Source organism: Caulobacter sp. GW821-FHT10C03 (assembly GCF_059415485.1).
Map to the genome: position 1 here is coordinate 48,139 of NZ_JBWKNI010000009.1, position 13,438 is coordinate 61,576.

General features: G+C 67.4%; 10 protein-coding genes. 8 read left to right on the forward strand and 2 right to left on the reverse strand.

The window, feature by feature from the left end; all coding sequences use genetic code 11:
* Positions 1 to 43: 43 nt before the first annotated feature.
* The 4 genes from AC07NG_RS13525 (at position 44) to ku (ending at position 5,074) form a co-directional block, all read left to right on the forward strand.
* Complete coding sequence (locus AC07NG_RS13525; protein WP_487290822.1) at positions 44 to 1,840, forward strand: glycoside hydrolase family 15 protein; 1,797 nt, start codon at positions 44 to 46, stop codon at positions 1,838 to 1,840.
* 132 nt (positions 1,841 to 1,972) lie between these two features.
* Positions 1,973 to 2,767: a trehalose-phosphatase gene (gene otsB / locus AC07NG_RS13530; protein WP_494594521.1), complete on the forward strand. Its 795-nt coding sequence runs from the start codon at positions 1,973 to 1,975 to the stop codon at positions 2,765 to 2,767.
* Positions 2,764 to 4,230 (forward strand): alpha,alpha-trehalose-phosphate synthase (UDP-forming), encoded by a 1,467-nt coding sequence (locus AC07NG_RS13535; protein WP_492856805.1) that lies wholly within the window; start codon positions 2,764 to 2,766, stop codon positions 4,228 to 4,230. Before otsB ends, AC07NG_RS13535 begins: the two co-directional genes overlap by 4 nt.
* 1 nt (position 4,231) lies before the next feature.
* A complete protein-coding gene (ku, locus tag AC07NG_RS13540; protein ID WP_494594524.1) occupies positions 4,232 to 5,074 on the forward strand; it encodes a non-homologous end joining protein Ku in 843 nt (280 codons plus the stop codon).
* Positions 5,075 to 5,203: 129 nt separating this feature from the next.
* Here the strand turns inward: ku and AC07NG_RS13545 are convergent, their stop codons facing one another.
* Together AC07NG_RS13545 and AC07NG_RS13550 are read right to left on the reverse strand one after the other, a co-directional pair.
* Positions 5,204 to 6,517 carry an MFS transporter gene (locus tag AC07NG_RS13545; RefSeq protein WP_494594526.1) on the reverse strand — a complete coding sequence of 438 codons (1,314 nt, stop codon included), beginning with the start codon at positions 6,515 to 6,517 and terminating at the stop codon, positions 5,204 to 5,206.
* An 88-nt stretch (positions 6,518 to 6,605) separates the two neighbouring features.
* Positions 6,606 to 9,254: a TonB-dependent receptor gene (locus AC07NG_RS13550; protein WP_494594528.1), complete on the reverse strand. Its 2,649-nt coding sequence runs from the start codon at positions 9,252 to 9,254 to the stop codon at positions 6,606 to 6,608.
* 264 nt (positions 9,255 to 9,518) lie between these two features.
* Here AC07NG_RS13550 and AC07NG_RS13555 point away from each other — a divergent pair, with 264 nt between their 5' ends.
* From AC07NG_RS13555 to AC07NG_RS13570, 4 genes are all read left to right on the forward strand, one after another.
* Positions 9,519 to 10,073 carry a TetR/AcrR family transcriptional regulator gene (locus tag AC07NG_RS13555; RefSeq protein WP_158285832.1) on the forward strand — a complete coding sequence of 185 codons (555 nt, stop codon included), beginning with the start codon at positions 9,519 to 9,521 and terminating at the stop codon, positions 10,071 to 10,073.
* A gap of 80 nt (positions 10,074 to 10,153) precedes the next feature.
* A complete protein-coding gene (locus tag AC07NG_RS13560) occupies positions 10,154 to 11,047 on the forward strand; it encodes an SMP-30/gluconolactonase/LRE family protein (protein WP_494594530.1) in 894 nt (297 codons plus the stop codon).
* The gene (locus tag AC07NG_RS13565; RefSeq protein WP_494594532.1) at positions 11,047 to 12,255 is read left to right on the forward strand and encodes a serine hydrolase domain-containing protein; all 1,209 of its coding nucleotides are present in this window, start codon (positions 11,047 to 11,049) and stop codon (positions 12,253 to 12,255) included. Before AC07NG_RS13560 ends, AC07NG_RS13565 begins: the two co-directional genes overlap by 1 nt.
* Positions 12,252 to 13,427 carry an aromatic ring-hydroxylating dioxygenase subunit alpha gene (locus AC07NG_RS13570; RefSeq protein ID WP_492856800.1) on the forward strand — a complete coding sequence of 392 codons (1,176 nt, stop codon included), beginning with the start codon at positions 12,252 to 12,254 and terminating at the stop codon, positions 13,425 to 13,427. The genes AC07NG_RS13565 and AC07NG_RS13570 overlap by 4 nt, the downstream gene beginning before the upstream one ends.
* The last annotated feature ends 11 nt before the right edge of the window (positions 13,428 to 13,438 follow it).

Below are 13,438 nucleotides of genomic sequence, written 5' to 3' on the forward strand. Positions count from 1 at the left end.
AAGCCCTCTACAAGCGTCCCAAGAACAAGAAGAGCAAGATCCCATGCCCCAGAACCTCGACCTCTTCCCGATCGGCAACTGCGCCGTGAACGCCCTGATCGACCGCGACGGCCGGTTCGTCTGGGGCTGCATGCCCCGGGTCGATTCCGATCCGGTGTTCTCGACCCTGCTCAGCGGCCTGGAGCCGCCGTTCGAGGGCGGCAAGGGGCTGTGGGACGTGGTCGTGGACGGCGCGACGAGCGTGGAGCAGGCCTATCTGCGCAACACCCCGATCCTGCGCACGGTGATCACCGATGCGGACGGGGCGAGCCTGGAGATCATCGACTTCGCGCCGCGCTTCCAGCAGTTCAGCCGCATCTATCGCCCCACAGCTTTCATCCGCCTGGTGCGGCCACTGAGCGGGGTGTGCCGCGCCACCATCCGCCTGCGGCCGACGGCCAGCTGGGGCGCGCGCCTGGCCGAGCACACCAACGGCTCCAACCACATCCGCTACCTGTGCTCGGACATGACGATCCGGCTGACCACCGACTGCCCGGTCTCGCACATCCTGGAGGAGCGGACGTTCCGCATCGAGCGGCCGATCGCCATGTTCCTGGGGGCCGACGAAGGCTTCGACGCCGACGTCGGCGCCACCTGCGCCCGGATGCTGCAGCAGACCGAGGACTATTGGCTGAACTGGGTGCGGGGTCTCGCCGTGCCGCTCGACTGGCAGTCGGCGGTGATCCGCGCGGCCATCACCCTGAAGCTCTGCACCCACGAGGAGACCGGCGCGATCGTCGCGGCCATGACCACCTCGGTGCCCGAACACGCCAACAGCGGCCGCAACTGGGACTACCGCTACTGCTGGCTGCGCGACGCCTACTACGTGGTCCAGGCCCTCAACCGCCTGGGCGCGGTCGACATCCTGGAGAACTATCTCTCTTACCTGCGCAACATCGTCGACCGGGCGGCCGGCGGCCATATCCAGCCGCTGTTCGGGGTGGGGTACGAGCCGGCGCTGATCGAGCGCTTCGCCCCGGACCTGGCCGGCTATCGCGGCATGGGGCCGGTGCGGATCGGCAACCAGGCCTTCGAGCACCAGCAGCACGACGTCTACGGCCAGATCATCCTGTCCTCGACCCAGGCCTTCTTCGACGAGCGCCTGCTGCGGCCGGCCACGATCGACGACTTCAAGGCCCTGGAGCCGGTGGGCGAGCGGGCCTTCCAGCTGCACGACCAGCCCGACGCCAGCCTGTGGGAGTTCCGCGGCCGGGCCAATGTGCACACCTATTCGTCGGTGATGTGCTGGGCCGCCTGCGACCGCCTGGGCAATGTCGCCGAGAAGCTGGGCCTGGCCGATCGCGCCGTCTTCTGGAACGAGCGCGCGGCCAAGGTGCGAGGCGCCATCGACAGCCAGGCCTGGAACGAGACCCTGGGCCGGTTCGCCGCCACTTTCGGGGGCGAGGAACTGGACGCCAGCCTGCTGCAACTGGTGGACCTGCGCTACATCGCCGCCGACGACCCGCGCAACAAGGCCACGGTGGCGGCCATCGAGGCGGGCCTGCGCAAGGGCAGCTACCTGCTGCGCTACGCCCTGCCCGACGACTTCGGCACGCCGCAGACGGCCTTCAACATCTGCACCTTCTGGCTGATCGAGGCGCTCTATCTGGAAGGCCGCATCGAGGAAGCGCGGGATCTGTTCGAGGAGATGCTGGGCCGCCGCACGGCCGCCGGCCTGCTGTCGGAGGACATCGGTTTCGAGGACGGCGAGCTGTGGGGCAACTACCCGCAGACCTATTCGCTGGTGGGGCTGATCAACTGCGCCGCCCTGCTCAGCCGGCCGTGGACTTCCGTCCGCTGACGGAGCGTCAACCCCACCCCCTGCACGTTTTGGTGAGCGAAACGTGACGCACAGCTGGACCGTGCAGGGGATCGAAACCGGCGATGGATGCGTTGTTGGCGCCTAGTTCCATAGTGAAAGGGGCCAAACTGCATGACCGCGTACGGGTCTGCCGCTAGGCTTGCGGCGTCGGATCTTCCGACACCGCCGATCAATATTCCCGCCAATGCCGCGCTGTTCCTCGACCTCGACGGAACACTCGCCCCCATCATGCCGCGTCCGGACGACGTCGGCCCCGATCCCGCGCGCGCGGCCCTGCTGGCGCGCCTGCGGGCCGCCCTGAACGACCGCGTGGCCGTGGTCAGCGGCCGCTCGCTCGACGACCTCTCGCGCATCCTCGGCCAGGACGGCGTGGCCTATCTGGCCGCCGTGCACGGCCTGGAGCGCCGCACGCCGGCCGGCGCCTGGCGCTCGGAACCGCACGAAGGCCTGGCCGAGGCCCGCGACGTGCTGGGCGACCTCGCCCGCTGCGATCGCGGCCTGCTGCTCGAGGACAAGCATCTGAGTCTGGCTTTGCACTACCGCAACACCCCCTCGGCCGCCGACGCCGTGGTCGAGGCCGCCGAACGCCTGGCGCGCCAGACCGGCCTCGTGCTGCAACTGGGCGACATGGTCGCCGAGCTGCGCACGCCCGGCCAGGACAAGGGCTCGTCGGTCGCCGCCCTGCTGCGCGAACCGGCCTTCCATGGCGCCACGCCGATCTTCGTCGGCGACGACCTGACCGACGAGGACGGCTTCGCGGCCGCCGCCCGCCTCGGCGGTTTCGGCGTGCTGGTGGGTCCCGAGCGCCCCACCGCCGCGACCTATCGCCTGGACGGCCCGGAGGCCGTTCACGCCTGGCTGGACGCCGCCGCCCAGGCCGTCACGACCAGCGAGGCAGCCCGATGAGCCGCCTGATCGTCGTATCGAACCGCGTCAATCCGCCGTCCGGCAAGGGCGAGGAAAGCGTCGGGGGCCTGGCCATGGCCCTGGCCGCGGCCCTGCGCGAATATTCCGGCATCTGGTTCGGCTGGAGCGGCAAGACCACGCCGGAGTTCACCGGCCAGCTGTCGATGCAGCGCATCGAGGGCGTGACCGTGGCCACGGTCGACCTCGAGGAAGGCGACTACCAGGAGTACTACAACGGCTACGCCAACAAGACGCTGTGGCCGCTGTTCCACTACCGCGTCGACCTGACGGCCTACGACCGCTCGTTCGGCGAGGGCTACGACCGGGTCAACAAGCGCTTCGCCGAGACCCTGCGGCCGCTGATCGAGCCGGACGACATCATCTGGGTGCACGACTATCACCTGATCCCGATGGCGCGGGAGCTGCGGCGGCTGGGCGTGACCAACCGCATCGGCTTCTTCCTGCACATCCCCTGGCCGGCCCACCAGTTGGTGGTCACCCTGCCCCGCCACCGACCGCTGGTGGAGGCGATGTTCCACTACGACCTGATCGGCTTCCAGACCGAGGAGAGCCTGCAAGCCTTCGAGGGCTATGTGCTCAACGAGGTCGGCGGCGAGAAGACCGAGGACGGGCGCCTGCGCGCCTTCGGCCAGGTGACCGAGGCCGGGGCCTTCCCGATCGGCATCGACGCCGAGGACTTCGCCCGCATCACCAAGAGCTCGCGGGCCATGCGGGTCTATGACCGGATGGCCGCGCACAGCGTGTTCCGCAAGATGGTCGTCGGCGTCGATCGCCTCGACTATTCCAAGGGGCTGGAAGAACGCCTGATCGGCTTCGAGCGCTTCCTGCACGACAACGAGGAAGCGCGGAACGAGGTCATGCTGCTGCAGATCGCGCCGATCTCGCGCGATGAGGTCGAGGCCTACCAGGACATCCGCCACCGGCTGGACGGCCTGATCGGCCGCATCAACGGCGCCTATGCCGAGATGGACTTCACGCCGATCCGCTATCTCAACCGCTCCTACCGGCGCGACGAGCTGGCGGGGGTCTATCGCGCGGCCAGGGCGGCGCTGGTCACGCCGCTGCGCGACGGCATGAACCTGGTGGCCAAGGAATATGTCGCCTCGCAGAACCCCGAGGATCCGGGCGTGCTGATCCTGTCGCGCTTCGCCGGCGCCGCGCGGCAGATGAAGGAGGCGCTGATCATCAATCCCAACAGCCCCGAGGAGATTTCCGACGCGCTGAGCCGGGCGCTGGCCATGGACGAGACCGAGCGAAAGCGGCGCTGGGAGGCCCTGATGGACAACGTCACCCGCCAGGACGTCACCGCCTGGCGCGACGACTTCGTGGCCGCGCTGAAGGGGCGTCCGCCGGTGGCCGAAGCGGCCAATACCGAAGTTCCCGAAGAGGAACCGTCGGTCGTGACGGTCAAGAAAGCCGCCCTGGTCGGGGCCAAGAAATAGCATGGCCGCCCGCCCCACCTGGCAGGGCCACCTGCGGCTCTCGCTCGTGACCTGCCCGGTGGCGCTCTACACCGCCACCAATCCCGGCGGCGAGGTGCGGTTCAACCTGCTGCACCCCAAGACCCACAACCGCATCAAGATGGTGGCGACGGACCCGGATCTCGGGCCCGTCGAGCGGTCGGACCTGGTCAAGGGCTACGAGGTCGAGAAGGACCGCTATGTCATCGTCACGCCCGAGGAGATCGAGAGCGTGCGGCTGGAGAGCACCCGCACGATCGACATCGAGCGCTTCGTCGACGTGGCCGACATCGATCGGCTCTATTGGGACAATCCCTACTTCCTGGTCCCCGACGGCAAGCTGGCGGTCGAGGCCTATTCGGTAATCCGCGACGCCATGGCCGGCGCCAAGCGCATCGCCCTGGGCCGCGTGGTGATGCACACGCGCGAGCGCCTGCTGGCCATCGAGCCGCGCGGCAAGGGGCTGATCGCTTACTCGCTGCGATCCTACGACGAGGTGCGCGATCCGGCCGACCTGTTCGACGACATCCCGGCCAAGAAGGCCGACGCCTCGATGATCGCCATCGCCCGCAAGATCATCGAGCAGCAGGATGGACCGTTCGAGCCGCAGGCCTTCAAGGACCGCTACGAGGACGCCCTGCGCGCCCTGATCAAGCGCAAGGAAAAGGGCGGCAAGGCCAAGGTCTCGGCCGCGCCGCCCGAGGACACCAACGTGGTCGACCTGATGGAGGCGCTGCGAAAGAGCCTGGGCGGCAAGGCGCCGGCGAAGCCGCCTGCGCGGAAGCCGGCGGCGAAGGCCGCGGCCAAGGCGAAGAAGGCCTCCTAGCGGCCCAAAGTCCGAGCATCCCCGCGAAGGCGGGGATCCAAGCTGAGGTATCGACGAGGCTCGGCGCACCTCGCCAGACTCGGCTTGGACCCCCGCCTTCGCGGGGGAGATCGGCGTTGGGTTGGCGTCTTAGGCCGCCTCGGCCACCGGCGACTTCGCCTCCCTCAGACGCAGGTAGATGCAGCCGAAGCCGACGATCGCATTGAGGATGCCCACCAGCACGAACGGCGAGGCCGGGCCGACGACGTCGAACAGCACGCCGCCGACCGTGCCCAGCACCAGGATGCCGAACGCGCCGCACAGGTTGAAGAAGCCGATGACGGCGCCGCGGCCCTCCTCCGGCGCTTCCTTGCCGATCAGGGCCTGGGAGCCGATGAAGGCGCTGATCTGGCCCACGCCCAGCAGCACGAACAGCGGCATGGCCGCCTTGCTCAGCGGGTCGTCGATGAAGATCGTCGCCAGGTAGCCGACGCCGCCCAGCAGCATGCAGGCGGCAAGCGCGGTCAGGCGGTGGGCCTTGTCGATCATCAGGGCCACGACCACCGGCCACAGCAGGGCCGCCGACTGGGCGACGATGAACGGGATGCGGCCCTGGTCGAGGGCGTCGGCCAGGGTGGCGCCGTTCTCCAGCGCGGCCTTCTTGCCCCAGGCGATGGCGTAGGCGCCGACGATGGCCAGGTCGCCCCGGGCCACGAAGGCCGAGGCGTAGGCCAGGACGATGCGCGGATTGGCCTTGGCGGCGGCCACGCCAACGCCCAGCTGGGTCGAGAGCTTGGGCCGCTCGACCGTGCGCGTCGCCATGCCCGGCTTGAGACCGAACCACATCACCGCCGAAGAGATCACGCACATCACCGCCGCGACCGCCAGGGCGGCCTGGCCGGCGGCCTTCTCGCCCATGCCGTCGGCCACGAAGATGGAGGGAAGCTTCCCGATGGCCAGCGCCAGCACCACCACGCCCAGGCCGTTGAGCACGCCCGACAGGGCGACGATCTTGCCGCGGTCGCGAGCCTTCACATAGTCGGCCAGGACGGTCGACAGCATGCCCGTCGTCGCGCCGATGCCGATGGCGTAGATCACCTTGTAGAGCGACAGGTCCCACAGGCTGGTGGCCAGCGGATAGAGCAGATAGCCGGCCGCCGTCGCCAGGAAGCCGACGGCGTAGACCGCCCGCCGCCCCACGCGGTCGGCAAACGCTCCGGCCAGGCCGAACACGAACAACAGCGCCACCTCGTTGACGAGGTTGAGGATCCCCAGGGCCGAGCCCTGGCGGTCGAGCGGCACGCCCAGATTGGCGCTGAGCACGTAGGGCGTCATGATCGCCACGGTCGTGGCCAGCCCGATATTGACGAAGGAGGCGTAGAGCGCGGTCCACATGTGGCCGGCGCGTACGCCCGGCTCGATCGCCACTATGCCGAAGCGCTCGGGATCTTTGGCCTTCGCCATTTGGGGGAACTCCAGGAAAGCTTGGGGGCAAGGAAAAGGCCCGGCGCGCAGGCGCGCCGGGCCTTGGCAGTTCACACGATTAGCCGGATCAGAAGGTCTTGCTGATGCGGATCGAGCCGGCGCGCTTGTCAGGCAGGCTGACGACGTAGGCGCGCACCGGGGTGTTGTTGTTCAGGTCGAAGTAGCCGAAGTCGGTCGCCGCGATGGCGTTCTTCGGGGTGTCGTCGTTGAACAGGTTGGTCACCGAGACATCCACGCTCCACGACCCGTCGGTGATCCCGGCCCGCAGATCCGAGACGAAGTAGCTCGGCAGCCAGGTCAGGTTGTTCTGGGTCATGTAGCGCTTGGACTGGTAGCGACCGCTGAGTTCGGTCGTCCAGGTCCAGCCGGCGCCCACCGGCAGGTCGCCGGTCACGAGGGCCGCGACGTTCAGGCTGTGCTTGGGCGTCAGCGGCACGGCGTTGCCGGTGTAGTTGCCGCCGCTGGACTCGATCCGGTCGAAGTAGCCGGGGGTCGAGACCTTGTAGTTGGTGAACTCGGCGTCGGTGTAGGTGTAGTTGCCGCTGAGCGTCAGCCAGTTCGTCGCCCGCCAGTCGCTGGTCAGGTCGAAGCCCTTGCTTTCGCTTTCGCCGGCGTTCTCCACCGACGGCACCGAGGTGCCGCCCAGAACCTTGGTGGTGCCGATCTGCTGGTTCTTGTAGCGGTTGAAGAAGATCGCGCCGTTCACGACCAGGTCGCCGCCGAGGAAGACGTTCTTCGAACCGATTTCGAAGCTCTGCAGCTTCTCCGGCTTGAAGGTCGAGTCCACGCTGCCGCTGGTGCCCGTGGTGTCGACGCCGCCCGGCTTGAAGCCTTCGCCGTACGACGCATAGACCGAGTTGCGCGAGGTCAGCTTGTAGTTGGCCACGAAGTTCGGCGTGAAGGCGTGATCCTTGACCGTCTTCTTGTCGATCTGGGTGGTCTTGGCGATCTGGGCGGCGCGCACCGAAGCGGTGCCGGCCGGACCGGCGGCGCAACCCAGCTGGGTCAGGCAGACAAGTTGGACGCCGAACAGGCGGTAATACATCGGCTGGTACGGGCTGCCGCGATAGGCGATCCGTTCCTCGATGTAGCGACCGTCGAAGCGCACGGTCAGGGCGTCGGTGACGTCGTATTCGACGCTGCCGGCCCACGACAGCGAGTCCGTCTCACGCGAGATCTTCAGCGGATAGTCGGCCGTGGCCTTGGCCGTCGTGGTCGGGGCTTGGAAGGTCCCGGTCGCGCTGGCGCCGCCGCCCATATAGAGCGCCGTCAGGATGGTCATGCGGGGATCGGACCCCGTACGCATCCAGAACTGATCCTTGTTGATCTGGCTGGCTTGCTCGTGGAAGTACAGGCCTTCCAGCGAGGTCCGCAGCTTGCCGAAGTCCTTGTTCCAGCGCAGCGTCTGGCTCTGCTGCTTGGTGTCGAACTCGTCGTCCAGCATCACCGAGAAGCCGATGGCCGGCAGGCCGCCCGTCGGAGCCACGGTCGAGTAGTTAAGACCGTAGGCGCGCAGGAAGCTCAGATAGGGATACAGCGAGCCGTAGAACGGCGCGATGCCGGCATAGGACGACAGGACGTTGCCCGACAGGCTGTAGTCGCTGTTGTCGAAGTCCTGGATCTGGGTGGTCTCGCCGCGGGTGATGCCGGTCAGCGAGGTGAACGTGCCCCAGTCGCTTTCATAGTTGATCTCGAACGAGGCGCGGGTCGCGTCGGTGACGGTGCCCGTGAAGTCCTTGCCCGTGCGCGGATCCAGCGAATAGGAGACGGTCTGGTTCTTGACCACCGCGGCGTTGGCGAGGTTGCCCTTCACCGTGTAGCCGGCCCGACCCGTGCTCGGATCGGTGGCCGAGACGCCCAGATCGGCGGTGTTGGCCGCGCCGGTCTGCGGGTTCACCGACGTGATGAAGGCCCGGGCCATCTGGTCGTACTCTTCGTGCGAAGTCTGCACGCGAGCGAAGACCGTCAGGTTCTCGGTCGGCTTGATCAGCAGGCCCAGGGCCGCGCCCTTGGACTCGCCGCCGCCGACCTTGGCGCCGCTGACGCTGTTGCGGTACTGGCCGTCGTTCTCCCAGGCGCCGACGTTCAGGCTGAGCGCCAGCTTGTCCTGCACCAGCGGACCGGTGATCGAGGCCTTGCCTTCCTTGAGGCCGAAGCTGCCGGCTTCCAGGCTGATCTTGGCCTCGAATTCATCGAGGTTCGGACGCTTGGAGATGTAGTTGATCGCGCCGGAGAAGGCCGAGCGGCCGTAGAGCACGCTTTGCGGGCCCTTCACCACTTCGATCCGCTCGGCGTCGACGAAGCGCAGGCTCGCCAGAGCGCCGCCACCGGCGGTGGCGAAGGCTTCCGAAGACGTGTCGACCCCATCCACCAGAATGGCCACGTTCGGACGGCCCCGAACGGCTTGAACGCCGCGGATGGCCGGACGCGTATCGCTAGGCGTCAGACCCTGATCAAAGGTCAGGCCGGCGGTCGATTGCGCCACCCGAGCGATGTCAGAAATATTACGGCGTTCGATCGTCTCCGCCGACACCGCATTGATGCTGATTGGAACCTCTTGCAGAGCTTCCGACTTACCGCGAGCCGTGACGGTGATCTCTCCAATCACCGTGGACTCTTCCGAAGTTGTCGTTTGCGCGAAGGCTTGCCCCGCGCAGACCAAAAGCGTAAGAGCGCTCGCGCTCGCACAGTAGATATTCATCGCCGACTTGGTCATGACTCCCCTCTTCAAATCTTGACCACACCCCGCCGCGTTCACCGCGACTGTTCCCCGCCGGTCAAGATGATGGAGCCGGACCAATACAGGTCTTGCGATAAAGCGTTTGTCCGTCCATCGGATAGGAGTTCAGGAAAGTAAGCCATGCTGTCAGAGATCGCCGCCGCGCCCAAGCCTCGACAATCACGTCGGATCGCCACTGAAGCAGCGATCGTGGAGGCTTTTGGGCGTCTTATGGAGCGCGGAAGCGTCCACGACGCGGGTGTGAACGCCCTAATCAAGGAAGCGGGCGTAGGCAAGAAACAAATCTATGACTATTTCGGCGGACTGGGCGGCGTGGCCGATGCGTGGGTGCGCCGCACCGGCGTCTGGCCCCGCCTGACCGACATGATCGACGAGTCGCTGGAGACCTTCCACCAGCGCCCGGCGATGGAACGCCTGCGCATGCTGGTGCGGGCCTACGCCTCGACCCTGCGCGCCCACCCGGCCGTCGCCACCATCATGGCCGGCGAGTTCGCAGGGCCGCCCGAGCTGCGCGACGCCGTCACCGCCGTGCGCATCCGCATCTGGGAAGAGTACGAGCGGCTGTTCATCGGCCAGCGCAGCGAGGACAAGGAACTGCTGGCCGTGGCCATGACCATGCTGTCGGCCGTCTCCTACATCGGCATGCGCGCCAAGTTCGAACCGAACTTCTTCGGTTTCGATCTTCACGACGACGACGCCTGGGATAAGGTCGCGGGCATGCTCGACCACGTGATGGGCCGCTATCAGACGGGCGTCGAGGTCGCGATTTCTCGTCAGGCGGATATCGCCGAATAGAAAATTGACCGGTCGGTCCCTTTTTGAAAATCTCCGAGCATCCCGCCAACCGCGGGACTGAATGGCACGCGGAGACCTTCATGTTCGGCGACCCCCTTTCTCTTCCCGTCAAACCCCAGGCGGGAGACCTCTGGGTGGCCGCGACCACGGTCACCGACCACCAGCTGAAACTGGGCCTGTCGCGCATCCTGCTGCTGGGCCCTGATCTGCAGGTGAAGGCGGCGCTGCACACCGGCGACTTCGGCATGGTTTCGGGCTTGGCGGTGAATCCCCGCACCGGCGAGCTCAACGCCCTCGACCCCTTCGCCCGCAACGTCACCCGCATCGACGCCGACGGACGCCGCGTTCCCGGCCAGGCCTCGCTTCTCCCCGGTCGAGGCCTGGGCTCGATGGTGTTCCTGCCCGACGGCGGCGCGCTGGCCGGCGAGCACCTCTCGGGCCTCGCCCCGCCCTTCACCGGCGAAGGCCGCCTGGTGCGCTTCGACGCCGACGGCCGCGTCATGCGCTTCTATCGCCCCGAGTATCATGGCGGCGTGATGGGCTTCCTGGGCGTCACGCACCTGGCCCTGCTGTCGGACGGCAAGACCGTGGCCTACGTCTCCGAGACCGGCCACACCGTCTTCCGCTACGACATCGAGGCCGACGCCCAGCTGTCGCCGCTCTATGTCCGCACCGATCCCCCGGGCATGGTGTTCGGCCTAGCGACCGCCCCGAACGACGACGTGCTGGTCAGCTGCGGCAATGAAGTGCGCCGCATCGCCCAGGACGGTTCGGTGGTCCGCGCCTACGCCGTGCCGGAAGGCCGCGGCTGGTCGTTCCTGCGCGCCACCGAAGACGGCGCGCACTTCTGGGCCGGCGACTTCTTCTCGGGCCAGCTGGCCAAGATCGCGCTGGACAGCGGCGAGGTCGTCGCCAGCGTGAAGCTCGACATCCCGTTCGGCGTCACCTCGATCGTGGAAGCAAAGGCGGCCTGATGGGCAAGAAGCGCAAGATCCTGCTGGCGGGCCTCGGCGTCGTCGTCCTGGCGGGCGCGGCGACCTATGCGTCGGCGCCGCTCTACTGGAGCCGCTATTTCCGCGCCCTGACCGTCAACCCGCTGGAGCCGCCGATCGACTGGTATAAGCCGGTCGCCGTGGTGAAGGGCGCGCCGGGCAAGGCCCTGCCGAAGACCACGCCGCAGGCGGCCGGGATCGATCCCGCCGCCCTGGACGCCGCCGCCGACTACGCCGGGGCCCGCAAGTCGGACGCCCTGATCGTCGTCAAGGACGGGGCGATCGTCTACGAGCGCTACTGGAACGGCGTGGGCCCCACCAGCCGGATGAAGGCCCACTCCTTCACCAAGACCCTGAACGGCATGCTGATCGGCGCCGCGATCGCCGACGGCAAGATCAAGTCGGTCGACCAGCCGGCCGCCGACTTCATCACCGAGTGGCGCGGCGACGAGCGCGCGAAGATCACCATCCGCGACCTCTTGCAGATGTCGTCGGGCCTGGCGGCGCCGGACTATTCCTACGCGCCGTGGTCCAGCACCATCCGCACCTTCCTGTCGCCGGATCTGGCCAAGGACAATCTGGCCCTGAAGGCGACCCACCCGCCGGGCACGGTGTTCGGCCACCATAACCCCGACCCGGTGGCGCTGAGCGTCATCGTCGAGCGGGCCACCGGCAAGACCTTCGCCGACTACATGTCGGAAAAGCTGTTCCGTCCGCTGGCCATGCACGACGGCCAGCTGTGGCTGGCCAAGGAAGGCGGCCTGGCCCACGGCGACTGCTGCCTGGTCTCGCAGGTGCAAGACTGGATGCGTATCGGCGTCATGCTGGCCAATGGCGGTTCGTTCGAGGGCCGCGAGGTCCTGCCGGCCTCTTACGTCGAAGCCATGAGCGCGCCGAGCAAGGCCAATCCGGGCTACGGCTTCCAGATATGGCGCGGCCGCCCCTACGCGGCCGACCGCATCTATACGCCCGAGCGTCCCGACAAGAGCAGCAAGTCGGCCGAACCGATCGCCGCGGAAGACGCCATCTTCCTCGACGGCTGGGGCAAGCGCCGCCTCTGGATCGTGCCGTCGCAGAAACTGGTCATCCTGCGCGACGGAGTGGACCTCGACGACTGGGACGACACCAAGATACCCAATCTCATCCTCCGCGGACTCACCCCCGCCCCGCAGCCGGAGAAGACGCCATGATCAAGAACCAGTGGTACGTGGCCGACTACAGCGACGAGATCGCCAAGGGCGGCCACAAGCGGGTGAAGATGCTGGGCCTGGAGTTCGTGGTGTTCCGCGACTCCAAGGGCAAGGTCAGCTGCCTGTCGGACGTCTGCATCCACCGCGGCGCGTCGCTGGGCAGCGGCATGGTCGTGGATGACGCCATCGAGTGCCCCTATCACGGCTGGCGCTTCAACGGCGGCGGCAAGTGCGTGAAGATCCCGTCGCAGGAGCCGGACGCCAAGATCCCGCCGCGCGCCAAGATCGACTCCTATCCCGTGCAGGAGAAGTACGGGATGATCTGGGTGTTCATGGGCGACCTGCCCGAGGCCGAGCGCCCGCCCCTGCCGCCCTTCCCCGAGTTCGACGATCCGTCCTGGCGCTGCATCCGCGGCACCTACGAGTGGAAGGCCAACTACGCCCGCATCACCGAGAACGGCATCGACCCCTCGCACGCGGCCTTCGTCCACCCGAGCTTCGGCGACAAGGAGGCCCCGCAGGTCCACGAGTTCACCCTCGAGCAGGACGAGTACTCGGCCTATGCCGAGCTGAAGTTCGTGCCCCCCGAGTACAAGGGTATGTGGAAGTTCTTCCGCAAGGCCAAGCGCAGCATGGTGACCGTGCGCAACGGCTTCCACGTCTCGGGCGCCCACGTGCGGATCCAGATCCGCCCGACGCCGACCTGGTCGACGGTGATCTTCGACGTCAACACGCCGATCGACGAGACCACCACGATCACCCGCTGGATCATGGCCCGCAACTTCCTTACCCAGAAGATCTGGGACGGCGACAGCCGCCGCCGCACCCTGCGCATCTTCGAGCAGGACCGCGTGATCATGGAGAAGGTCTGCCCCGAGCTGCTGCCCGTCTATCTGCACGAGGAAGTCAGCGTGAAGTCGGACGGCATCATGGTGGCCTGGCGCAACAAGCGCCGCGAGCTGATCGAGAAGGGCTGGGCGCTGGACGTCGACGCCATGGAGCGCGACATCCAGGGCAAGCGGGCGATGGTCATCCCCTCGCCCGACCGCGCCGATCCCAAGCTGGCCAAGGACTTCCTGCTGAAGACCGTGCCGCTGGTCGACGGCGAGCGGGTGCGCCAGGAAGCCTTGAAACAGCGCCACGGCGGCCAAGCGCCGGCCGCGGCCGAATAGTGGGAGCGAAA